Consider the following 22,593-nt stretch of genomic DNA (forward strand, 5'->3'; position numbering starts at 1 on the left):
AAACAAAAACATGATCGGGTAACCGGTGCTCGGTGGGGCTCGTTGGTCGGCCAGCGGAACTATTCCTGCGTTCTGCTTCCGACTAACTAGCCACCCACTTAAGGCACTTCAGTGGACGCAGCCACAGGCCGTAAGGCCCCCCGCACCATTCGCACCAGACTCCTGAGGATCCTCGTCCTCGCCCTCGCGGTCCTTCTGGCGCTGCTCGGCGTCGCGGCCGCCGAGCAGATCTCCGCCTACCGCAACGCCGCCGCCACCGCGGACAATGCCCGGCTGGAGATCACCCTCCAGGGCCTCGTCCACGAGCTGCAGAAGGAGCGCGGGCTCACCACCGGATACGTGGGCGGGGTCCAGCAGTTCCGCGCCAAGCTGCCGGCCCAGCGCAAGGCGACCGACGCCGCGCGCGGTGCACTCGACGCGGCGCTGCACGGGCGCGGCGACGCGGCCGCCGGTTCCGTGCGCGAGTCCCTCGGCCGGCTCGACGGGCTGGCCGGGATCCGCGAGCACGCCGACGACGGCACGGGCGCGGTCAAGGCCACCTTCGACTACTTCACCACCACGATCACCGTCCTCGACCGGCTCGACCTCGGTCTGGGCGCGGTGCACGACGGGCAACTGCGCGACGCCTACCAGACGCTCCAAGTACTCGGCAACGCCAAGGAGTTCACCGGCGAGGAGCGGGCCATCGTGCTCGGCTCGGTGCGTGCCGGACGGTTCCGCGGCGACGACTACAGCCGCTTCATGGAGATCCGCGCCGGGCGCCTCGCCGCCCTCGACGCCTTTCCGCGCTCGGCCACCGACGCCCAGGAACGTCGCCTGGACGCGGCACTGACCACCCCGGACGCGGAGAACGCCCTGTCGTACGAGAGCGTCGCGGTGCACGCCGGCGGACGGCTGAAGTGGCACGACATCCCGCCCATGGCCTGGTGGGACTCCATGACCTCGACCATCAACGGACTGCGGGACGTACAGGTCTCCCTCGGCAAGGACGTCGAGAACCGTGCCGCCGGGCAGGAGAGCGCCGCGCAGCGCGACCTGCTGCTGTTCCTGCTGCTCGCGCTCGGCACGGTCGCCGCCCTCGGTGCCCTCGCTCTCGACTGCGTACGGTCCGTCTCCGCACCGCTCTCCGGACTCGCTCAGCAGGCCCGGGAGGTGGCGGGCAGCCGGCTGCCGCGGGCCGTGGCCGCCGTGCAGAACGCGGACTCCGGCGAGAACCCCGAACCGCCGGCGCCGCTCGCCGTGCCCGCCGGCGCCGGAGCCGAGGTCCGGGAGGTCGCCGAGGCGTTCGACCGCGTCCAGCGCGCGGCCTTCGACCTCGCCACCGAACAGGCCGTGCTGCGGCGCAACACCACCGACTCGCTGGTGAGTCTCGGCCGCCGCAACCAGAACCTGGTACGCCGGCAGATCAGCTTCATCAACAGGCTGGAGCACGAGGACGCCGACCCCGCGACCCTCGCCAACCTCTTCGAACTGGACCACCTGGCCACCCGTATGCGTCGCAACGCCGAAAGCCTCCTCGTGCTGGCCGGGGAGTCCAGCCCCCGGCCCTGGTCCACCCCGCTCGCCGTCACCGACGTGCTGCGCGCCTCGCTCTCCGAGGTCGAGGAGTACCGCCGGGTCACCCTGCGCCGTATCGAGCGCGCGTACGTCACCGGCTCCGTCGTCGCCGAGATCTCCCATCTGCTGGCCGAGCTGGTCGAGAACGCGCTGAGCTTCTCGCCGCCGGACGCGGACGTGGAGATCGAGGGGCGGCGCACCAGTGCCGGGTATCTGGTCGCGATCGTCGACCACGGGCTCGGCATGGACACCCAGGCCCTCGCCGAGGCCAACGTACGGCTCTCCGGGACCGCCAGCTTCATGGCCGAACCCACCCGGTTCCTGGGCCACTTCGTGGTCGGCGCGCTCGCCCGCAAGTGCGGTATCGAGGTACGGCTCGGGGAGGCGCCGGCGGCCGGTGTGGTCGCGCGGGTGCTGATCCCCACGAACCTGCTCACCGAGGCCCCGCAGCAGAAGACCGCGGGCAGGCCCGCGGCGGACGCATCGGTGGCGCTTCCGGCACCGCGCAAGGAGATGCCTGCGCCCAAGGCCGAAGCGGCGGCCCGGGCCACGGCCCCGGCCGCCGAGCTCGTCTCCGTGGCGGCGGACGCGAAGCCAGGCGAGAGCAGGACCGCGGGCGCCAAGGGCACGTCCGCCGCCCGCACCCGCAACGGCCTCGTCAAGCGGCCGAGGCGCAGTGCGATCGCGGACGCGGTCAGCGAGACCGACCTCCCCAGCCGCCCCGCCCCCGCCGGGCCGACGCCCGACCGCAGTCCCGAGGCGGTCTCCGGGATGCTGTCCACCCTGCGCAGCGCGCACATGCGGGGCGGCATCAGCGTCGAGAAGGAGAGGGAGAGGGAGACGGCCAAGGAAGAGGCCGAGGAAACGGCCAAGGAAAAGGCCAAGGCCAGGGACGACGAACAGCAGGCAACCGACACCAGCGAGGGTGACGCCGAATGACCACTGTCGACACCCCCAACGACTCGCAGACCTTCAACTGGCTGCTTGCCAACTTCGTCAAGAGCACCGACGGGGTACGGGACGCGGTCGCCGTCTCCTCCGACGGGCTCCTGATCGCGGTGTCGGACGGTCTCGGGCGGACCGAGGCCGACCATCTCGCGGCCATCGTCTCGGGGCTGAGCAGCCTGGCGCGCAGCGCGTCCAAGCGGTACAGCTTCGACGGGGTCAAGCTGATCATGATCGAGATGGGGCGGGGCTTCCTGCTCGTCTCGGCCATCCGGGACGGCAGCTGTCTCGGCGTCCTGGCCGACTCGAGCGGCGAACTCGGCCTGGTCGGCTATGAGATGGCGGTCCTCGCGGAACGGGCCGGCGATCTGCTGACGCCGGTACTCATCGCCGATCTGCGGCAGGCGTTGCCCCGGTGAGCGGCGAATCTCCCCTCGAGGACACGGAGGACGCGGACTTCGTCCGGCCGTTCATCATCACCGGCGGCCGGGCCGAGCCCCTCCAGGCCGATCTGCGCCTGGAGACGCTGGTCGTCGCCGTCGGCGTACCCGACGAGACGCTGGCGTTCGAGCGGCGGCACATCGTCGCCGTGTGCGAGCGGCCGACGACCGTCGCCGAGGTGGCGGACCGTGTCGGCGTACCCCTCGGAGTCGCCAAGGTGCTGATCTCCGACCTCGTCGTGGCCGGGCAGCTGGCCTGCCGGCAACCCGCGGAGCTGCCGCTCCAGATGCTCGAAAGGATCAGGGACCATGTCCGGGCGCTCTGACAGGATCGTGCCGCTGGCCGTGAAGATCGTGGTCAGCGGAGGGCTCGGGGTCGGTAAGACGACCTTCATCGGGGCCATTTCCGAGATCGAGCCGCTGGACACGGAGGCGGCGATCACTCAGGTCTCGGTGGGTGTCGACTCCCTCGTCGGCGTCGAGTCCAAGACCACGACGACCGTCGCACTCGACTTCGGGCGGATCACGCTCGATCCGACGATCGCGCTGTATCTGTTCGGGACGCCCGGGCAGGACCGGTTCTCGTTCCTGTGGGACGACCTGGTGGAGGGGGCGCTCGGCACGGTTGTCCTCGCGGACACCCGGCGGATCGAGGACTGCTTTCCGGCCGTCGACTACTTCGAGGCGCAGGGGGCGCCGTTCGTCCTCGCCGTGAACCGCTTCGATGACGCGGAGCGGTTCGAGTTGGAGGAGGTGCGGGAGGCGCTCGGGTTGGGGCCGGATGTGCCTGTGCTGGAGTGTGACGCGCGGGAGCGGGGGGCTGTACGGGATGTTCTGGGGGCGTTGATGGATCGGGTGATCGGCGTTCGGGCCGCTCCTCGGCGGCGCAGCACCGCGTCGGTTCGGTAGAGCTCCGCCGCGTGGGCCGTCCGTGGCCGGTCGCGCCCACGCGACGAAGCCGCACCACGTCACAGCCCCGCGCCCCTCGGAGCAGACAGGGGCGCGGGGCGGCGTACGACTAGTTCTTCAGTTCCGCCGGTGAGATCTCCGACTTCGTGATCGCCGAACCCGTCGTGCCCCACTTCTTCAGGATCTCGGCGTATGTGCCGTCCGCGATGAGCTTGTTCACCGCGGCCTGGAAGGCCGGGGCCAGCTCGGTGCCCTTCTTGAAGGCGAAGCCGACGTCCAGACGGTGGTACTCGTTGAGGAACTTCACGCCCGTCTGGTGGGCGACGGCGTAGCGGAGGCCGTTGATGGTGGACATCACGACGTCGCTGCGGCCCTGCTGGATCGAGGACCAGATCGCGCCGGACTCGCTGTAGGTCTGCACCTTGTACGCCTTCTTGCCGGCATCGGCGCAGACGTGCTTGTTCTCCTCGAGCGTGGCCTCGAAGGTGGTGCCGGCGCCGGTGGCGATGTTCAGGCCGCACAACTGCGTCAGATCCGTCACCTTGGACAGCTTGCTGTCCTCGCGCGTGGCGAAGCCCTGGCCGTCGTTGATGTAGGTGACGAAGTCGATCGTCTTGCGCCGCTCGTCGGTCACGCCGAAGTTGCTGGCGCCGAAGTCGTACTTGCCGCTGTCGAGGGCGGGCAGGATCGCCTCGAAGCCGGCCTGCTCCGTCTTGAGCTTGATGCCGAGCACCTTCGCGACGGCGTTGGTGAAGTCGACGTCCTGGCCGGTCAGGGTCTTGCCGTCGTCCAGGTAGGTGGTGCCGGGCGGGGTGCCGCCCACGGACACGGCGACGGTCAGGCTCGTCGCGTCGGACGGGAGCAGCTTCGCGGCCGCCTCGTCCTTCTGGATGCCGGAGACGACGTCCGTGGTGGGGATCTTGTCGGAGTTCGCCGCGGCCTGCGCGGTTCCGCCGGCGGAGGGGTCGTCGGAGCCGGAGCCGCAGGCGGTGAGGAGCAGGGACGCGGAAGCAATGACAACAAGGGGCGCAAAAAGGGCTTTACGGGTACGTGTGGAGGCACGGCGCATGGTGTTCGGTCTCCTGAAAGCAGAACGCTGAAAGCGGAAGGCAGGGGGCGCAGGGTGAGGGGAGGGTGCGCGTGTGAAGGCGAAGAGGGAGAACGCTAAGAGGCGCCTGCTGGAATCAGGGCGCGCAGTGGGTCAGCTCAACAGGAACAGGACCACACGCGACCGAAGTCGATGTGGGAGCGGGTGACCAGCCACTGCTGTGGATGCATGGGCCAAGTGGAACAGGTCCCCGGTTCCGCGTCAACTGACTTGAGACGTACGGCTCACAGTGTGGACGGCCTTGACAGTGAGGGGAAACGCCCACGTACTCTCGATGAACGGCCCTGCTGAGGGGCTCGGCCGTACAGCGCCGCGCGGCGCGCCCGTGTGAAGGCATCCACCCGTGTTCGACCTTCCCCCACTCTCGGCTTCGCTCGAGCGGGGGACACCCACCACGGAGCCTTCGATGTCTTCCGACACCCTCGCCAAAGCCTCCGCCGCACCGGACATACCGGAGCACGCGGACACCCTGCGGATCGTTCCGCAGCGCCGTCTCGGACAGTGGACGGCCGCCGTCGTCGTCCTCGCCCTGCTCGGGTTGGCCGTCAACTCCGTTCTGCGCAATGAGGCGTTCCAGTGGGACGTCGTCGCCGACTACTTCACCTCGGACGCGGTTCTGCGTGGTCTGTGGCTCACACTGTGGCTGACCGCGGTCGTGATGGCGCTCGGGTTCGCCCTGGGCACGCTGCTCGCCGCGGCCCGCCTGTCCGCCAACCCTGTGCTCAGGGCAGTGAGTTGGGGGTACGTCTGGCTGTTCCGGTCGATCCCGATCCTGGTGCAGCTGCTGCTGTGGTTCAACATCGGGGCGCTGTATCCGCAGATCCTCGGCGTGAAGACCGTCAACCTGCTCGGTCCGGTCACTGTCGCCATCATCGGCCTCACCCTGCACGAGGCCGCCTACGCCGCCGAGGTCGTCCGCGGCGGCATCCTCTCCGTCGACCGCGGCCAGATCGAGGCCGCGCAGGCGCTCGGTCTGAGCCGGTGGCGCCGCTGGTGGCGGATCGTGCTCCCGCAGGCGATGCGCTCCATCGTGCCGCCGGCCGGGAACATGCTGATCGGCACCCTCAAGGGCACCTCCATCGTCAGCGTCATCGCCGTCCAGGACCTGCTCTTCTCGGTGCAACTCGTCTACCACCGCACCTACCAGGTCATCCCGCTGCTGATGGTGGCCACGATCTGGTACACCGTCGTCACCTCGGTGCTCAGCGCCGGCCAGTACTACGTGGAGAAGCACTACGCCCGCGGTTCGGGGCGCACCCGATGACCGCGTACGGGCCCTCGTCCGGGCCGCCGACGTCCGCGTCCTCCGACAGGCCCTCTCTGGTGATCGTCGGGGCCGGGCCGCGGGGGACCGGTCTCATCGAGCGGATCGCCGCCAACGCGCCCGAGCTGTACGCCGGTTCGGGCCTCGACATTCATCTGGTCGACCCCCATCAGCCGGGCGCCGGGCGTATCTGGCGGCAGGCGCAGTCACCGCTGCTCTGGATGAACTCGCACGCCGAGGACGTCACCATGTTCACCGACGAGACGGTGACCATGGCCGGACCCGTGCGCGAGGGGCCCACGCTGCACGAGTGGGCCGGCATCGACGGCCGTACCTTCGCGGACCGGCAGCTCCAGGGCGCGTACCTGAGCTGGGTCCACGACCGGGCCGTGGCCGCGCTGCCCCCGGAGATCACCGTCCATCACCACCCGCGGCGCGCCCTGCGGGTCGGCGGGGCGCACGAGGGACGCCAGCAGGTGTGGCTGGAGGGACTTGCCCGGCCACTCCTCGCCGACCTCGTCGTGCTCGCCCTCGGTCACCTCGACGCCGAACTCGGCGCGGACCAGCGGGCGTTGACGTCGTACGCCCGTGAACACGGGCTCGTGCACCTCCCGCCGGACTTCACGGCCGACAGCGACCTGTCCGCGCTCAGGGCCGGTGAGCCCGTCCTCGTGCGCGGCTTCGGGCTGGCCTTCGTCGACCTGATGGTGCTGCTCACCGAGGGGCGCGGCGGGCGGTACGAGGGGGACGTGTACGTGCCGTCGGGGCGGGAGCCGGTGCTGTACGTCGGATCGCGGCGCGGAGTGCCGTACCACTCGAAGATCGGTTACGACCTCAGTGGCGAACGGCCGCCGTTGCCCCGGTTCCTGGGGCCCGCCGAGGTCGAGGCACTGCTCGCCAGGCCGGACCGCTTCGACTTCCGGCGCGATGTCTGGCCGCTGGTCGAGAAGGAGCTGGGCTTCGCGCACTACCACCGGCTGTTCACGGCCCACCCCGAGCGGACCACCGTCGCCTGGACCGACTTCGAGGAGAAGTACGCCGCCGCCGACGCCGTCGAGCGCGAGGCGCTCGTGTCGGCCGCCGTGCCCGACCCGAGCGACCGGCTCGACCTGGCCGCGCTCGACCACCCGCTGGACGGGATGCGGTACGCCACGCACGAGGACCTCCAGGAGGGGCTGCGCGGCTACATCGAGGATGACCTGAGACGACGTCATGATGCGTCGCACAGCGCCGATCTGGCTGTATTCCTCGGACTGCTGTCCGTCTACGGGCAGTTGGTGCGGCTCGGTGACATCGGCCCCTGGTGGCACGGCTTCTTCAGCTATCTCGCCTCCGGGCCACCCGGGCCCCGGCTGCGGCAGATCCCGGCGCTCTCCCGGGCCGGCGTCCTGAAGTTCGTCGGCGCCGACATGACCGTCAGGGCCGAGGACGGGGTGTTCCGGGCGTCCAGTGCCACCGTGCCCGGTCACTCCGTCGAGGCCCGCGCGCTGGTCGAGGCGCGGTTGCCCGAGCCCACCCTCGGCCGCGCCCGCGACCCGCTGCTGCGCGCTCTGCACACCGACGGGGCCGCCGAGACCCCCGACGGGCTGCTCCGCGTGGACCCCGTGGACGGGCGGGTGCTGGACCGGGCCGGCCGGCCGCATCCCCGGCGCTTCGCGCTCGGGCCCTTCACCGACGGCCGCACCCCCGGCGCGTTCACCCGGCCGCGCACCGGCGGGCCCGCGTTCCGGCAGAACGACGCCACCGCACGGGCCGCGCTGGCCTTCCTGCGGGACCTGGCCTGTCGCGCCGCCGCGTAGACACCGTCCCCGGCCCACCGAACTTCACTCCACACCAAGGGATTCACGCGATGAGCGTCATGGTCGACATCAGGTCCGTGCACAAGAGCTTCGGCCCGCTGGAGGTCCTCAAGGGCATCGACCTCGCGGTGCGCACCGGAGAGGTCACCGTGATCCTCGGGCCCTCCGGCTCCGGCAAGTCGACGCTGCTGCGCACCATCAACCACCTGGAGAAGGTGGACCGGGGCGCGATCAGCGTCGACGGCTCCCTCGTCGGCTACCGGCGCTCCGGCGACAAGCTGCACGAACTGCCCGAGCGCGAGGTGCTGAAGCAGCGCACGCAGATCGGCTTCGTCTTCCAGAACTTCAACCTCTTCCCGCACCTCACCGTGCTGGACAACGTCATCGAGGCGCCGGTCTCCGCGCTGAAGCGGCCGCGCAGGGCGGCGGTGGAGACCGCGCGCCGACTCCTGGACCGGGTGGGGCTCGCCGACAAGGCCGACTCCTATCCCAGCCGGCTCTCCGGTGGACAGCAGCAGCGGGTCGCCATCGCGCGGGCCCTCGCGCTGGAGCCGAAGCTGCTGTTGTTCGACGAACCGACCTCCGCGCTCGACCCCGAGCTGGTCGGTGAGGTCCTCGACGTCATCAAGGACCTGGCTCACCAGGGCACCACGATGATCGTCGTCACCCACGAGATCGGCTTCGCGCGCGAGGTCGCCGACACGGTCGTGTTCATGGACGACGGTCGCATCGTCGAGCAGGGCGCCCCCGGCGACGTACTGGACCGTCCCCGGCACGAGCGGACACAGGCGTTTCTCTCCAAGGTGCTGTGAGCAAGGTCGCTCACCGCAGAAAGGGTTCACCCATATGACCTCATCGCACGGCCGGGGGCTGTTGCACCTGGCCGCCGCCCTCGACCAGCCGACGGCGTACGACGCCGGCTCCTACGTCGAGGCGGCGCGGCTCGCCGAGCGCGGTGGCCTCGACTTCGTGACGCTGGACGACAGCTTCGCCCGCCCCGGGCCCGACGCGCTCGCCGTGCTCTCCCGCGTGGCCCCCGCGACCCGCCGCCTCGGCCTCGTCCCCACCGTCACCACCACGCACACCGAGCCCTTCCATGTCCAGGCGGCCGTGGCCACGCTGGACTGGGTGAGCCGTGGCCGGGCCGGCTGGCGGATCGAGGTGTCGCCGACGGAGGGGGAGGCCCGCCTCTTCGGCCGTCGGCATGCCGCCGCGGCCGACGCACTGTGGCAGGAGGCCGGTGAGGTCGCCGACGTGGCGGCGAAGTTGTGGGACAGCTGGGAGGACGGAGCCGAGATACGTGACGTGGCGACCGGCCGCTTCGTCGACCGGGACAAGCTGCACCACGTCGACTTCACCGGCTCGGCCTTCTCGGTGAAGGGTCCCTCGATCGTGCCGAGGCCCCCGCAGGGCCACCCGGTCCGCGTGGTCGACGCCACCGAGGGGCACGCCCGAAGTACCGCGGCCCGGTACGCCGACGTCGCCCTGGTGCGGGCCACAAACCCGGCCCAGGCCGCTGCCGTACGGGACGAACTGCGCCTGAGGGCCGCCGAGTCGGGCCGCGACCCCGACGGCCTGCGCGTCCTCGCGAGCCTCCTCGTCGACCTCGGCGGCGGCGAGCACGCGGCCGAGCCCGGCCACGGCGGAGGCGGCCCCCGGCAGACCGCGCAGGGCCCGCTGTACCGCGGCGGCCCCGTCGACCTCGCCGAACTGATCGCCACCTGGCACCAGGACGGTGCCGTCGACGGCTTCCATTTCACCCCCGTCGAACCCAGCCGCGACCTGGAACGGCTGGTCAACGGCACGGTGGCGCTGCTCCAGCACCGCGGACTGTTCCGCACCTTCTACCCGGGCAGCACGCTCCGTGAGCACCTGGGGCTCGGCCGGCCCGCCAACCAGTACGCGGTCACCGGGGGAGCGTCATGACCGTACGCAAACGGATGCATCTCGCGGCCCACTTCCCCGGCGTCAGCAACACCACGGTCTGGACCGATCCGCGGTCCCGGTCGCAGATCGAGTTCTCCTCCTTCGAGCACCTCGCCCGCACCGCCGAGCGCGGCCTGTTCGACTTCTTCTTCCTCGCCGAGGGGCTGCGGCTGCGCGAGCACAAGGGCCGCATCCACGATCTGGACGTGGTGGGCGGGCCCGAGTCCCTCACCGTGCTCAACGCGCTCGCCGCCGTCACCGACCGGCTGGGGCTCGCCGCCACGGTCAACGCGACCTTCAACGAACCGTACGAACTCGCCCGCAGACTCGCCACCTTGGATCACCTCAGCGCAGGCCGGGCCGCCTGGAACGTGGTCACCTGCTCCGACGCCCTCACCGGCGAGAACTTCCGGCGCGGCGGCTTCCTGGACCGGGGCGAGCGCCACCTGCGCGCTGCCGAATTCATCGCTACGGCCAGGGAGTTGTGGGACTCCTGGACACCCGAGGGCGTCTCGCGGCCGTTCGCGCACCGGGGTCGGCACTTCGACATCGCGGGTGAGTTCACCGTGCCCCGCTCACCGCAGGGGTATCCGGTCGTGATCCAGGCCAGGGACTCCGACGAGGGGCGGGAGTGCGCCGCGTCCACCGCCGACGTCCTCATTTCCGGCTGGGGGTGCGGGGGTTGTCCCCCGGGAAGGCACAGCACGAGGCACGGCACGCTGGAGGCGGGTCGCGCCTTCTATGCCGACGTCAAGCGGCGCTTGGCGACGTACGGTCGCTCCCCGGGCGACCTGAAGATCATGCCCGGTGTCACCGTCGTCCTCGGGGACACCGCGGCAGAGGCGCAGGAAAGGGCGACCGAGATCAAGCGGCAGCAGGTCTCCCCGCAGAACGCGATCCTCGCGCTGGAGCAGGTCTGGGGCGTCGACCTGTCGTCCTACGACCCCGACGGGCCCCTGCCCGAGATCGACCCGGTGGCTGACTCGTCGATCACTCAGGGGCGGACCCGGCGCCGTGACACCGTCGCGATCGCGGAGAAGTGGCGGGCGCTGTCGAAGGAGAAGGGGCTGTCCATCCGGCAGACCGTGATCGAGGTGAGCGATCGCCAGTCCTTCATCGGGACCCCCGAGGCGGTCGCCGCCGAACTCGACACGTTCGTACAGCGGGACGCCGCCGACGGCTTCATCCTCGTCCCGCACCTCACACCCGGCGGACTCGACGAGTTCGTCGACCGGGTGGTGCCGCTGCTCCAGGAGCGCGGCGCCTTCCGCACCGAATACAAGGGGCGCACTCTGCGCTCACACCTCGGGTTGCCCGACCCGGTATGGAAGGGTTGACACAGATGACGACGGACGCATCCGACGACTGGAAGCAGTGGCACGAGCACCGCACCGAATCGGTCTCGGCGGCCTACGGGCCGCTCGCGCTGGCGGGTACGCACTGGCTGGAGGACTATCCGGACGGGCAACTTCCGGACATCCCGGGGAGCTGGGTGGCCGACGGTGACGTGGTCGTGCTCACCGCCGCCGAGACGGACGGGCTGACCGTTGACGGGGCGCCCTTCGGCGGCGAGGTGCGGCTCGCCGCCGACCCGGGGCCCGTGACCGCGGCCAGAGTCGCGCTGGGCGAGCGCCGGCTGGTCGTCCTGGTCCGCGAGGGCTCCTGGGGCGTACGCGACTTCGACCCCGACGCCGAGGCGCGGCGCCGGTTCCAGGGCATCGAGGCCACACCGTACGACCCGCGCTGGTCGGTGCCGGGGCGCTTCACGCCGTACGGCGAGGACCGGACCGTACGTGTCGAGAACGCGGACGGGCGCGAGCGTGGGCTCGGCCTCGGCGGCGAGCTGGCCTTCACCCTCGACGGGCAGGAGCACACGCTTCAGGTGACGGTCGAGGGTGACGGCTCGTTGTGGGCGGTTTTCGCCGACACCACCAGTGGGGAGAGCAGCTACCGCTTCCGGTTCCTGCGCCCGGCCGCACCGGACGCCGAGGGCCGTACGACGGTCGACCTCAACCGGGCCCTGCTGCCGCCCTGCGCCTTCGCCGACCACTTCATCTGCCCCTTCCCACCGCCCGGGAACAGGCTGGCCGTCGCGATTCCGGCGGGGGAGCGGAACCTGCTCTGACACGTGAGCAACTCCCACGGTCCGTGGGTAAGTTGAAGGCTGCACGGCCGAAAGGCGCCCTTGCGCCCGTCGGCCGTGCGGCCGAATACTCCCCCTCAGCGCTTGTCAGGGACACGGTGTGTTCGAAATCCGGGCACGCCGCTCCTGGCTGCGCCTCACGGGCCTCGACCCCACACGGGCCCCCGAATTCCCCTGGGAGGGAACGAAAAGTGAGGATCAAGCGCACCACCCCCAGAAGCGGCCTCGCGAGACGGACCCGGCTGATCGCCGTGGCCACCGGATTCGTGGCCGCCGCCGCGTTCGCCGTCCCCACCGCGAACGCGAGTGACGTGCAGACGTTCAGCGCGACCCAGCTCAGCAGCGTCAAGGACTCCGTACTCAAGTCCGATGTCGCGGGCACCGCCTGGGCCGTCGACCCCAAGACGAACCGCGTGGTCGTCACCGTCGACAGCACGGTCTCCGACGCCGAGATCGCGCAGATCAAGAAGGATGCGGGCGGCAACGCCGGCGCCCTCACCATCAAGCACACCCCTGGTCAGTTCAAGAGGCTGATCACCGGTGGCGACGCCATCTACGGTGGCGGCTACCGCTGCTCGCTCGGCTTCAACGTGCACAGCGGGAGCACCTACTACTTCCTGACCGCGGGCCACTGCGGCGAGGTCGCCTCCACCTGGTACTCCAACTCCGGTCAGACCACGACGCTGGGCACGAACGTCAGCTACAGCTTCCCGACCAACGACTTCGCGCTGGTGCGCTACACCGGCTCGGCCGCGCACCCGAGCACGGTCGGCAGCCAGACCATCAGCAGCGCGGCCACGCCCAGCGTGGGCACGACCGTCTACCGTCGTGGCTCCACCACCGGCACGCACAGCGGCCGGGTCACGGCGCTGAACGCCACGGTCAACTACGGCGGCGGCGACGTCGTCTACCAGATGATCCAGACCACGGTCTGCGCCGAGGGCGGCGACAGCGGCGGTCCGCTCTACGCGGGTACCGTGGCCTACGGTCTGACCTCCGGCGGCAGCGGCAACTGCAGCTCCGGCGGTACGACCTTCTTCCAGCCGGTCGTCGAGGCGCTGAACTACTACGGCGTGAGCGTCGGCTGACGATCCCCTCGGTCCGCAGCCAGCGGCAAGGTGAGCCCCCGCACGCAACTGCCGTGTGGGGGCTCGCCCTTGTCCATGTGCCGGAGTTACCGTCGAAGTGGCGAAGTGCAGGCGGTGATCCCCTGCGAGACGCCCACGTCGGACCCTGGGGGCCGTGATGGTCGAGGAGCTGGTGGCGGCGGGAGTGACGCTCGCGTCCGCCGGAGTGGTGTACGTGATGGCGGCCGCGCGGGTCGTCAAGCAGTACGAGCGGGGAGTGGTGTTCCGGCTCGGCAGGCTCCGGCCGGAGGTGCGTGGGCCCGGTTTGACGATGATCGTGCCGTTCGTGGACAAGCTCCGCAAGGTCAACATGCAGATCGTGACGATGCCGGTGCCGGGCCAGGAGGGCATCACCCGGGACAACGTGACCGTGCGTGTGGACGCCGTCGTCTACTTCAAGGTGATCGGGCCGGCCGAAGCGGTCGTACGGGTCGAGGACTACCGGTTCGCGGTCGCGCAGATGGCGCAGACCTCGCTGCGGTCCATCATCGGCAAGAGCGAGCTGGACGATCTGCTGTCCGACCGGGAGAAGCTCAACCAGGGCCTGGAGCTGATGATCGACAGCCCGGCCGTGGAGTGGGGTGTCTCCATCGACCGGGTCGAGATCAAGGACGTGTCCCTGCCCGAGACCATGAAGCGCTCCATGGCCCGGCAGGCCGAGGCCGACCGGGAGCGGCGGGCCCGGGTCATCAACGCCGACGGCGAGCTCCAGGCGTCGAAGAAGCTCGCGGAGGCCGCGCAGCAGATGGCGGACACGCCCGCCGCGCTGCAACTGCGGCTGCTGCAGACGGTGGTGGCGGTGGCCGCCGAGAAGAACTCCACGCTCGTCCTGCCCTTTCCGGTGGAGCTGCTGCGGTTCCTGGAGAAGGCCCAGCAGCCGGTCCAACAGTCGGTCCCGCAGCCGGTCCAACAGTCGGTTCCGCAGTCGCCTCCCGTGACGCAGCAACCGGTGCAGGAGCAACTTCCGTCCACCGCCCCGCGCTTGGATGTGAGCCCCAGAGGGGCGAATTCAGGACAGGACTGAACCTCACTGGTCGGTGACTGGTTACTCGCACGTAGTGTTTGCGCCGCGAATCGGCCTGGGGCGACCGCGGGTGGTCAGGGCGACAGGGGGCGCGTCTGTCGCTCTACGCGCGTCCTGAAGTCGACCTTGTGCGCTCCCTGTGCGGTTCGGAAGAGTTGGCGCCCGTCAACCAGCCTTCCGGTCCGCCAGATTGCCCCAGCCTGCCGGGCCGACCCCCCACAGGAGGACGTGAGTTGAAGCACCGACGCATACCCGGGCGCCGTGCGGCCGTGGCAGGTGCGGGCATCGCCGCGCTGGTCGCCACGGGAGTCGCCTTCCAGAGTGCGAACGCCAGCGAGCCCGCCAAGGCCTCCGCACCCCGGACCCTGTCGGCCGTGGCGGCCGGAAACCTCGCCTCGACGCTCGGCAGGACCCTCGGCACCGACGCCGCGGGAACGTATTACGACGCGAACGCCAAGAGCCTCGTGGTGAACGTGCTCGACGAGACCGCCGCCAAGACGGTCGAGGCGGCCGGCGCCGAGGCCAGAGTCGTCGAGAACTCCCTCGCCGAGCTGAAGAGCGCCCGTACGACCCTCAAGGACGACGCGACCATCCCCGGCACCTCCTGGGTGACCGACCCGCGCACCAACCAGGTCGTCGTCACCGCCGACCGCACCGTCTCCGACGCCGAGTGGGCCAAGCTCGGCAAGGTCGTCGACGGACTCGGCTCCGTGGCGGAACTCAAGCGCAGCAAGGGGGAGTTCAAGCCCCTCATCGCCGGTGGCGACGCGATCACCGGGTCGGGCGGGCGCTGCTCGCTCGGCTTCAACGTGGTCAAGGGGGGCCGGCCGTACTTCATCACCGCGGGCCACTGCACCGAGGCCATCTCCACCTGGACGGACTCCAGCGGCGCCACGATCGGCCAGAACGAGCAGTCCAGCTTCCCGGACAACGACTTCGGCCTGGTCAAGTACACCGCGGACGTGGACCACCCGAGCGAGGTCGACCTCTACAACGGCTCCGCGCAGGCCATCACCAGGGCGGCCGACGCCACGGTCGGCGAGAAGGTGACCCGTAGCGGCTCGACCACCCAGGTGCACTCCGGCACGGTCACCGGACTGGACGCCACCGTGAACTACGGCAACGGCGACATCGTCAACGGCCTCATCCAGACCGACGTCTGCGCCGAGCCCGGCGACAGCGGAGGCTCGCTCTTCGACGGCGACGCCGCGATCGGCCTCACGTCCGGCGGCAGCGGCGACTGCACCTCGGGCGGCGAGACCTTCTTCCAGCCGGTCACCGAGGCGCTGTCGGCCTTCGGCGCCCAGATCGGCTGACGGCACCGGCCCGCCGAAGAAGCCGAACAAGCCGAAGAAGTCCCGCCCCGCGCGCGAGGGGCGGGACTTTCGCATGCACGGGCGTGGTCTGCGTTTGCGCAGGTGTTGCGTCCTGAACGCGTGAAGGAGTTGATAGTAGGGCGGCTTCCAATTGCGGTGCTGTGTGGAAGATGAAGGATTTATGGCCCTTCGGAGCCGCCCTGCGGGGGGAGGCTTCAAACCGCCTCATGCTGCGTTGGCTGAAGACCGTCGTGGTGAGCGATGAGGAAAAGGCGTCGTAAGAGGCGTCAGGTGGGGATCGGGAAGACGAACGCAAGTGAATCGCTGCTGACGTGTCGAAAGAAAACCAGACGACATCAAAACCGGGGTGTTACCTGAACTCCGGGATAAGCCTGGCGGGTGCCCGTTTATTGGTCAGGCGGTGTCCGGCATGCAGGCGACGTGAGTCCGGTCTGCGGCTTCCACATGGAACAGGAGAAGGCATTCCCCGATACTTCCCGCCCTCACGGGCCGGGAGAGAGGGAGCACCCCGGGCAGACGCAACTGTGAGGGGTTGAGTACCGACGCGGGGAGTGCCGGCGGACCGGCCCGTAGTAGTGACGAAGCCTCTGTAACGGGGGTGGAGCGAAGGGGCCGGGTCGTCCGTGGCTGTGTTGATCACATCAACCGGGCAGTGCCCGGGAGGAGTGCGATGAGCCAGTTGAAGTCATCGATCAAGCCGTTTGAGATTTCGAAGTGGGAAGTCAAGGAGGCGTGGGAGGAAGTCAGAGCAAACAAGGGCGCGCCGGGAGTGGACGGGCAGAGCATCGACGACTTCGAGAAGGACCTGAGGAATAATCTCTACAGGGTCTGGAACCGGATGTCGTCGGGCTCGTATATCCCTCCGCCGGTGCGCGCGGTGGAGATTCCCAAGCTGCACGGCGGTGGCACGAGAATGCTCGGTATTCCCGCCGTCGCTGACCGCGTGGCTCAGACCGTTGTGGCCCGGCATCTGATGCGGAGGGTGGATCCTGTTTTCCACCCGGACAGCTTCGGATATCGGCCGGGACGGTCCGCCTTGGACGCCGTGGAGAAATGCCGGGAACGCTGCTGGGGGCGAAGCTGGGTTGTCGAGTTCGACATCTCCAAGTTCTTCGACAGCGTGCCCTGGGACCTCCTGGTCAAGGCGGTGGAGGCTCACACCGATGCCGTCTGGGTGAAGTTGTACGTGCGGAGGTGGCTCGCCGCCCCGCTCGTCATGCCCGACGGCACCCTGCTGGAGCGGGACCGCGGGACCCCACAAGGGGCTCCGGTGTCTCCCGTCCTGGCGAACCTGTTCCTGCACTACGCGTTCGACACGTGGATGGCCCGGGAGTTCCCGACCGTCTGGTTCGAGCGTTACGCGGACGACGCCGTGCTGCACTGCGTCACCGAGCGCCAGGCCCTTCAGGTCCTGGACGCGCTCAGGAACAGGATGTCCGAGGTCGGGCTGCAGCTGCACCCGGCCAAGACCCGGATCGTCTACTGCAAGGACTCGCAGCGCCGGGGCTCGTACGAGCACACGGCGTTCACGTTCCTCGGGTACACGTTCCGGCCCAGGCGGAACCGGGACAAGCACGGCAGGCAGTCTGTCGGCTTCGCTCCGGGCATCAGCAGGGAAGCCCTGACGAGGATCGGGCGGACGGTGAGGTCTTGGAACCTGCACCGGCGGACCGGTCTGACCTTCCACGAGCTCGCCCGGCGGATCAATCCCATGGTGGCGGGCTGGATCAACTACTACAGCCGGTTCCGGTGGTGGGAGTTGGAACCCTTTGCGATGCGCATCAACGCCTACTTGGTGCGCTGGATCCAGAAGAAGTACAAGCGGCTCGTGGGCAAGAAGAAGGCTCTGGCCAAGCTGCGGGAGATCGCGAAGCGATACCCCCGCATGTTCGCGCACTGGCGCCTGTCTCCGACACAGTGCGCCGTGCTGGTCTGATGATCAGGACGACACGAGCCGTGTAAATCGAGAGGTTTACGCACGGTTCTGTGAGGGCCGGGGGGTGAGATTCCCCCCGGCTACTCGGCGGAGGGGTCCGAGCGGATGTCGTACACATGTTCGAGAAAGGAGGTATGGTGGGGGTGAGGTAGTTGGGAACTGATGTTCGAGAGCTGGTCGGGCTCACGAGTGCGGGAGGTGCGTGTGCCGGGCTTCACGCATCTGCACACCGTCTCCGGGTTCTCCCTGCGCTACGGCGCCTCGCACCCGGAGCGGCTGGCCGAGCGTGCCTCCGAGCGGGACATGGACGCCCTCGCCCTCACCGACCGCGACACCCTCGCCGGCACGGTCCGCTTCGCCAAGGCCTGCGCGAAGGCAGGCATCCGTCCGCTGTTCGGCGTGGATCTCGCGGTCGAGGAATCCGGGCCGGTACGAGAGCCGGTGCGAGAGAACGGGTCCGTACGACCGGAAAGGCGCCGCGCCCCGGTGCGTGGCGGTGCCTTCATCGACGAGTCGACACCCCGGGTCACCTTCCTGGCCCGGGACGGCGCCGCCGGCTGGGCCGATCTCTGCAGGCTCGTCACGGCGGCGCAGGCCGGCGAGGGGTCGCCGCTGCTGCCCCGGTCCGACAACCACGCCGACGGCCTGACCGTGCTGCTCGGACCCGCATCCGACGTCGGCCGCGCGCTCGCCGCGGGGCGCCCGGACCGCGCGGCCCGCCTCCTCGCCCCCTGGCGCGAGATCTACGGCGACGCCCTGCGCCTCGAGGCCGTCTGGCACGGCCGCCAGGGCACCGGCCCGGGCTCCCTGCGCCTGGCCGCCCGCACCGTCGGCTTCGCCGCCGAGCAGCGCGTACGCCCCGTGCTCAGCAATGCCGTCCGGTACGCCGATCCCGGCCAGGGCCCGGTCGCCGACGTCCTGGACGCCGCCCGCCGCCTGGTCCCGATCGACCCCGCCAGGGAGCTGGACTCCGGTGAGGCCTGGCTCAAGGGCCCCGACGCCATGCTCGAAGCGGCGGAACGGATCGTCGAGGCCGCGGGCTACCGGCGCGACACCGCCCACCGCCTGCTGGAGCAGACCCGGGCCACCGCCGCCGCCTGCCTGGTCGACCCCGAGGACGACCTCGGCATCGGCACCGTCCACTTCCCCGAGCCGCACCTCGTCGGCGCCGGCCGCCGCACCGCCCAGCGGGCGCTCGCCTCACGGGCGGCGGCCGGGATGGTGCTGCGCGGCTACGACACCCGGCGCGCCTACTGGGAGCGGATGCACCAGGAGCTGGACATCATCGCCCACCACGGCTTCGCCTCCTACTTCCTGACGGTCGCCCAGGTCGTCGACGACGTACGGGACATGGGCATCCGGGTCGCCGCGCGCGGCTCCGGCGCGGGCTCCCTCGTCAACCACCTCCTCGGCATCGCGCACGCCGACCCCGTCGAACACGGGCTGCTGATGGAGCGCTTCCTGTCCAAGCGCCGACCGGTCCTGCCCGACATCGACATCGACGTGGAGTCCGCGCGCCGCCTGGAGGTCTACCGTGCGATCATCGGCCGCTTCGGCGCCGAACGGGTCGCGACGGTCGCCATGCCGGAGACGTACCGGGTGCGGCACGCCGTCCGCGACGTCGGGGCCGCGCTCTCCATGGACCCCGCCGAGATCGACCGCATCGCCAAGTCCTTCCCGCACATCCGCGCCCGCGACGCCCGCGCGGCGCTGGAGGAGTTGCCCGAACTCAGGGAACTGGCGGGGGAGAAGCAGAAGTACGGAAAGTTCTGGGAGCTGGTCGAGGCCCTCGACGCCCTCCCGCGCGGAGTCGCCATGCACCCCTGCGGAGTGCTTCTCTCCGACGCCTCGCTCCTGGCCCGTACGCCGGTCATGCCGACCAGCGGCGAGGGGTTTCCCATGTCCCAGTTCGACAAGGACGACGTCGAGGACCTCGGGCTGCTCAAGCTCGACGTGCTCGGGGTGCGGATGCAGTCGGCGATGGCGCACGCGGTCGCGGAGGTGGAGCGGGCGACGGGGGAGCGAATCGACCTGGACTCCGTGGCACCGGGCGACCCGGCGACATATCGACTCATCCGCTCCACCGAGACGCTGGGCTGCTTCCAGATCGAGTCGCCGGGCCAGCGGGACCTGGTCGGACGGCTCCAGCCGGCCACCTTCCACGATCTGGTCGTCGACATCTCGCTCTTCCGGCCCGGTCCGGTCGCCGCCGACATGGTGCGGCCGTTCATCGAGGCACGGCACGGGCGGGCGCCGATCCGGTATCCGCACCCGGACCTGGAAGGGCCGCTGAAGGAGACGTACGGAGTCGTCGTCTTCCATGAGCAGATCATCGACATCGTCGACATCATGACCGGCTGCGGGCGCGGCGAGGCGGACCGGGTGCGGCGCGGGTTGTCCGATCCGGAGTCGCAGGGGCGGATCCGGTTCTGGTTCGCGCAGCACGCGGCCGCGAACGGATACGACGCGGAGACGATCCGGCGGACCTGGGAGATCGTCGAGGCCTTCGGCAGCTACGGCTTCTGCAAGGCGCATGCCGTCGCCTTCGCCGTACCGACGTACCAGTCGGCGTGGCTGAAGGCGCACCGCCCGGCCGCCTTCTACGCCGGACTGCTCACGCACGACCCCGGGATGTATCCGAAGCGACTGCTGCTGGCGGACGCGCGGCGGCGCGGGGTGCCGATCCTGCCGTTGGACGTGAACAAGTCGGCGGTCGCACACACTATCGAACTGGTGTCTGAATCGTCGTCGGGATCCAAAGAATGGGGACTCCGGCTGGCCCTCTCCGACGTGCACGGCATCAGCGAGACCGAGGCGGCCCGGATCGCGGACGGGCAGCCGTACGCCTCGCTGCTCGACTTCTGGGAGCGGGCCCGGCCGAGCCGTCCGCTGGCCGGGCGGCTCGCCCAGGTGGGCGCGTTGGACGCGTTCGGCGCCAACCGTCGTGATCTGCAACTGCACCTGACCGAGCTGCACCGGGGCGGGCGGGGTGCGGGCGGCGGTCAACTCCCGCTGGCAGGGGGACGGAAGACCGCCCCGGCCGGGCTGCCGGACCTGTCCGACGCGGAGCGGCTCAGCGCCGAGCTGGGCGTGCTGTCCATGGACGCCTCGCGCAACCTGATGGACGACCATCGCGCGTTCCTCGACGAGCTGGGCGTGGTGTCGGCGCGACGGCTGCGCGATGCGCGGCACGGTGAGACGGTCCTGGTCGCGGGCGCCAAGGCGGCGACCCAGACCCCGCCGATCCGGTCCGGCAAGCGGGTCATCTTCAGCACGCTGGACGACGGCACGGGCCTGGTCGACCTCGCCTTCTTCGACGACTCCCACGACGCCTGCGCCCACACCGTCTTCCACTCCTGGCTGCTGCTGGTGCGCGGGGTGGTGCAGCGGCGCGGCCCGCGCAGCCTCAGCGTGGTGGGCGCCGTCGCCTGGAACCTCGCCGAACTGGTCGAACTGCGCGCCGAGGGCGGCCTCGACGTGGTCGCGGCGCGGCTGGCGGCACCTGCGCCTCACCAGGCGGAGGCCGATCCGGCGCAGGGCCGGACGATCCGGATGCCCACGGGGTACGAGATGCACCCCTGGGCCGATCTGCGTCCCGCGGGCGAAGGCCCGGCGGGTGGAAAGAAGTTGTGGCACCAGAGTCCGGGGAGTGCGGGATGACCATCCTCTGCGTACGTTTCCAGCTGCCTCCGATGTACGAGGCGGCCCTGCCTCAGCTGCTCGGGCTCCTCGAGGAGTTCACACCCGTCGTCGAGGCGCTGCCCCCGGACGGGGCGCTCGTCGATCTGCGGGGCGCGGAACGGTACTTCGGGCGCGGCGCCGTCGAGCTGGCGTCGGTGATCCGGGTCCGCGCCCTCGTCCACTACGGCGTCGACTGCGTGACCGGCGCCGGCCCGGGACCGATGCTGGCCCGGATGGCGCTGGCCGAGGCAGCTCCCGGGGTGACGTGCGCGGTCCCCGGCGATCCGGAGGCCGTCGCGGAGTTCCTCGCCGAGCGGCCCGTCGCCGCGCTGCCCGGCGTCGGCACCGCGACCGCCCGCACCCTGTGCGAGTACGGCCTCGACACCCTCGGCCGGGTAGCCGCCGCACCTCTGTCCACGCTCCAGCGTCTGGTGGGCGCCAAGGCCGGCCGCGAGCTGCACGAGAAGGCGAACGGCGTCGACCGCGGCCGGGTCGTACCGAACGCCGTCTCCCGCTCTCTCGTCGCCGAACGCCCCTTCGACCGCGACGAGTCGGACCCGGACCGGCACCGCCGCGCGCTGCTCTCGGCCGCTGGGGAACTGGGCGCCCGGCTGCGCGCCCTGGACAAGGTGTGCCGCACCCTCACCCTCACCGTGCGCTACGCCGACCTCCGCCGCTCTCGAACAGGCTCGAGCGGGGGGACCCCCATGTCGACGATCCGCAGCCGCACCCTCGAGGAGCCGACCGCGCACTCCGCCGCGCTGACGAAGGCGGCGTACGGCATGTATGAGGCGCTCGGCCTCCAGCGGGCCCGCGTCCGTGCGATCGCCCTGCGCGCGGAGGGCCTCGGCCCCGCCGAACAGGCCTCCTACCAGCTCACCTTCGACCCCGTCGACGAGAAGGTCCGCCGCATCGAGGAGGTCGCGGACCGCGCGCGGGCGAAGTTCGGGCCGAGGGCGGTGATGCCGGGGACGCTGGCCGCGTAGGACTCAGCGTGCCCACGGGGGAGCGATCCGCGTGCCGTCGGCCAGCTCCGCCTCCAGGCCGATGGACGTGGTGACCCAGGAGACCGCGGTCCGGTCGGCCGGGTTCTCGACGGCGAGGGTCGCCCCGGGGTTGATGATCACCGTGTCGCCGGCGGTGACGCGGTCGGTGCGGCCGTCGAGCGTGATCAGGAGCTCGCCGTCGAGCAGATGGAAGATCTCCTCCCGGTTGACGGTGTGCGCGGGAGCCTTGGTCCCGGGCGGGATCTCGCCCCGCCAGGCGCACAGCTCCTTGCTGCCGGTGAGGGGAGTGGCGTACGAGACGAAACGGGCGCCGTGCATCTCGTGGGTGACGGCTTCGGACGAGCGGATGACAGGCATACGGGTGCCTCTCGCGAAGATGGTCAAGTAGGT

General features: G+C 70.4%; 18 protein-coding genes. 16 read left to right on the forward strand and 2 right to left on the reverse strand.

Annotation, left to right across the window (positions count from 1 at the left end; all coding sequences use genetic code 11):
• The first annotated feature begins 111 nt into the window (after nucleotides 1-111).
• From ACFY16_RS21025 to ACFY16_RS21040, 4 genes are read left to right on the forward strand one after another with little or no spacing between them, the layout of a single operon-like run.
• Nucleotides 112-2,496: a nitrate- and nitrite sensing domain-containing protein gene (locus ACFY16_RS21025; protein ID WP_390648660.1), complete on the forward strand. Its 2,385-nt coding sequence runs from the start codon at nucleotides 112-114 to the stop codon at nucleotides 2,494-2,496.
• Nucleotides 2,493-2,921: a roadblock/LC7 domain-containing protein gene (locus ACFY16_RS21030; protein WP_390648661.1), complete on the forward strand. Its 429-nt coding sequence runs from the start codon at nucleotides 2,493-2,495 to the stop codon at nucleotides 2,919-2,921. Before ACFY16_RS21025 ends, ACFY16_RS21030 begins: the two co-directional genes overlap by 4 nt.
• Nucleotides 2,918-3,268 carry a DUF742 domain-containing protein gene (locus tag ACFY16_RS21035; protein ID WP_390648662.1) on the forward strand — a complete coding sequence of 117 codons (351 nt, stop codon included), beginning with the start codon at nucleotides 2,918-2,920 and terminating at the stop codon, nucleotides 3,266-3,268. Before ACFY16_RS21030 ends, ACFY16_RS21035 begins: the two co-directional genes overlap by 4 nt.
• Entirely contained in the window at nucleotides 3,252-3,851 is a 600-nt protein-coding gene (locus ACFY16_RS21040; protein WP_390648663.1) for an ATP/GTP-binding protein, read from the forward strand. The genes ACFY16_RS21035 and ACFY16_RS21040 overlap by 17 nt, the downstream gene beginning before the upstream one ends.
• Nucleotides 3,852-3,960: 109 nt before the next feature.
• Here the strand turns inward: ACFY16_RS21040 and ACFY16_RS21045 are convergent, their stop codons facing one another.
• The gene (locus tag ACFY16_RS21045) at nucleotides 3,961-4,920 is read right to left on the reverse strand and encodes an ABC transporter substrate-binding protein (RefSeq protein WP_390648664.1); all 960 of its coding nucleotides are present in this window, start codon (nucleotides 4,918-4,920) and stop codon (nucleotides 3,961-3,963) included.
• 445 nt (nucleotides 4,921-5,365) lie between these two features.
• Here ACFY16_RS21045 and ACFY16_RS21050 point away from each other — a divergent pair, with 445 nt between their 5' ends.
• The 12 genes from ACFY16_RS21050 (at nucleotide 5,366) to ACFY16_RS21105 (ending at nucleotide 22,182) form a co-directional block, all read left to right on the forward strand.
• Nucleotides 5,366-6,223 (forward strand): amino acid ABC transporter permease, encoded by an 858-nt coding sequence (locus ACFY16_RS21050; RefSeq protein WP_390648665.1) that lies wholly within the window; start codon nucleotides 5,366-5,368, stop codon nucleotides 6,221-6,223.
• Complete coding sequence (locus tag ACFY16_RS21055) at nucleotides 6,220-8,022, forward strand: FAD/NAD(P)-binding protein (protein ID WP_390648666.1); 1,803 nt, start codon at nucleotides 6,220-6,222, stop codon at nucleotides 8,020-8,022. Before ACFY16_RS21050 ends, ACFY16_RS21055 begins: the two co-directional genes overlap by 4 nt.
• Before the next feature lie 50 nt (nucleotides 8,023-8,072).
• Nucleotides 8,073-8,834 carry an amino acid ABC transporter ATP-binding protein gene (locus ACFY16_RS21060; RefSeq protein ID WP_390648667.1) on the forward strand — a complete coding sequence of 254 codons (762 nt, stop codon included), beginning with the start codon at nucleotides 8,073-8,075 and terminating at the stop codon, nucleotides 8,832-8,834.
• Nucleotides 8,835-8,868: 34 nt separating this feature from the next.
• Nucleotides 8,869-9,948 (forward strand): LLM class flavin-dependent oxidoreductase, encoded by a 1,080-nt coding sequence (locus ACFY16_RS21065; RefSeq protein WP_390648668.1) that lies wholly within the window; start codon nucleotides 8,869-8,871, stop codon nucleotides 9,946-9,948.
• A 14-nt stretch (nucleotides 9,949-9,962) separates the two neighbouring features.
• Nucleotides 9,963-11,285: an NtaA/DmoA family FMN-dependent monooxygenase gene (locus tag ACFY16_RS21070; RefSeq protein WP_390648951.1), complete on the forward strand. Its 1,323-nt coding sequence runs from the start codon at nucleotides 9,963-9,965 to the stop codon at nucleotides 11,283-11,285.
• Nucleotides 11,286-11,290: 5 nt separating this feature from the next.
• Nucleotides 11,291-12,073 (forward strand): DUF1684 domain-containing protein, encoded by a 783-nt coding sequence (locus ACFY16_RS21075; protein ID WP_390648669.1) that lies wholly within the window; start codon nucleotides 11,291-11,293, stop codon nucleotides 12,071-12,073.
• Nucleotides 12,074-12,282: 209 nt separating this feature from the next.
• Entirely contained in the window at nucleotides 12,283-13,179 is an 897-nt protein-coding gene (locus ACFY16_RS21080; RefSeq protein ID WP_390648670.1) for a S1 family peptidase, read from the forward strand.
• A 157-nt stretch (nucleotides 13,180-13,336) separates the two neighbouring features.
• Nucleotides 13,337-14,242 (forward strand): slipin family protein, encoded by a 906-nt coding sequence (locus tag ACFY16_RS21085; protein ID WP_390648952.1) that lies wholly within the window; start codon nucleotides 13,337-13,339, stop codon nucleotides 14,240-14,242.
• A gap of 233 nt (nucleotides 14,243-14,475) precedes the next feature.
• A complete protein-coding gene (locus tag ACFY16_RS21090) occupies nucleotides 14,476-15,558 on the forward strand; it encodes a S1 family peptidase (protein WP_390648671.1) in 1,083 nt (360 codons plus the stop codon).
• A gap of 691 nt (nucleotides 15,559-16,249) precedes the next feature.
• Nucleotides 16,250-17,515, forward strand: a complete 1,266-nt coding sequence (gene ltrA, locus ACFY16_RS21095; RefSeq protein ID WP_390648672.1) for a group II intron reverse transcriptase/maturase — start codon at nucleotides 16,250-16,252, stop codon at nucleotides 17,513-17,515.
• A gap of 204 nt (nucleotides 17,516-17,719) precedes the next feature.
• Nucleotides 17,720-21,175 (forward strand): DNA polymerase III subunit alpha, encoded by a 3,456-nt coding sequence (locus ACFY16_RS21100; RefSeq protein WP_390648673.1) that lies wholly within the window; start codon nucleotides 17,720-17,722, stop codon nucleotides 21,173-21,175.
• A complete protein-coding gene (locus tag ACFY16_RS21105; protein ID WP_390648674.1) occupies nucleotides 21,172-22,182 on the forward strand; it encodes a hypothetical protein in 1,011 nt (336 codons plus the stop codon). Before ACFY16_RS21100 ends, ACFY16_RS21105 begins: the two co-directional genes overlap by 4 nt.
• 3 nt (nucleotides 22,183-22,185) lie before the next feature.
• On the opposite strand, the gene ACFY16_RS21110 is transcribed toward ACFY16_RS21105, so the two are convergent.
• Complete coding sequence (locus tag ACFY16_RS21110) at nucleotides 22,186-22,560, reverse strand: cupin domain-containing protein (protein WP_390648675.1); 375 nt, start codon at nucleotides 22,558-22,560, stop codon at nucleotides 22,186-22,188.
• Nucleotides 22,561-22,593 lie beyond the last annotated feature (33 nt).

The sequence above is a fragment of the Streptomyces sp. NPDC001315 genome (assembly GCF_042896175.1).
Taxonomy (GTDB): domain Bacteria; phylum Actinomycetota; class Actinomycetes; order Streptomycetales; family Streptomycetaceae; genus Streptomyces.

What these genes read in the sequence shown, in the direction of transcription:
- ACFY16_RS21110 (WP_390648675.1), bottom strand. Translation starts at nt 22,560, where the DNA reads ATGCCTGTCATCCGCTCGTCCGAAGCCGTCACCCACGAGATGCACGGC.
- ACFY16_RS21070 (WP_390648951.1), top strand. Translation starts at nt 9,963, where the DNA reads ATGCATCTCGCGGCCCACTTCCCCGGCGTCAGCAACACCACGGTCTGG.
- ltrA (WP_390648672.1), top strand. Translation starts at nt 16,250, where the DNA reads ATGAGCCAGTTGAAGTCATCGATCAAGCCGTTTGAGATTTCGAAGTGG.
- ACFY16_RS21105 (WP_390648674.1), top strand. Translation starts at nt 21,172, where the DNA reads ATGACCATCCTCTGCGTACGTTTCCAGCTGCCTCCGATGTACGAGGCG.
- ACFY16_RS21045 (WP_390648664.1), bottom strand. Translation starts at nt 4,920, where the DNA reads ATGCGCCGTGCCTCCACACGTACCCGTAAAGCCCTTTTTGCGCCCCTT.
- ACFY16_RS21065 (WP_390648668.1), top strand. Translation starts at nt 8,869, where the DNA reads ATGACCTCATCGCACGGCCGGGGGCTGTTGCACCTGGCCGCCGCCCTC.
- ACFY16_RS21055 (WP_390648666.1), top strand. Translation starts at nt 6,220, where the DNA reads ATGACCGCGTACGGGCCCTCGTCCGGGCCGCCGACGTCCGCGTCCTCC.
- ACFY16_RS21085 (WP_390648952.1), top strand. Translation starts at nt 13,337, where the DNA reads ATGGTCGAGGAGCTGGTGGCGGCGGGAGTGACGCTCGCGTCCGCCGGA.
- ACFY16_RS21050 (WP_390648665.1), top strand. Translation starts at nt 5,366, where the DNA reads ATGTCTTCCGACACCCTCGCCAAAGCCTCCGCCGCACCGGACATACCG.
- ACFY16_RS21040 (WP_390648663.1), top strand. Translation starts at nt 3,252, where the DNA reads ATGTCCGGGCGCTCTGACAGGATCGTGCCGCTGGCCGTGAAGATCGTG.
- ACFY16_RS21030 (WP_390648661.1), top strand. Translation starts at nt 2,493, where the DNA reads ATGACCACTGTCGACACCCCCAACGACTCGCAGACCTTCAACTGGCTG.
- ACFY16_RS21060 (WP_390648667.1), top strand. Translation starts at nt 8,073, where the DNA reads ATGAGCGTCATGGTCGACATCAGGTCCGTGCACAAGAGCTTCGGCCCG.
- ACFY16_RS21075 (WP_390648669.1), top strand. Translation starts at nt 11,291, where the DNA reads ATGACGACGGACGCATCCGACGACTGGAAGCAGTGGCACGAGCACCGC.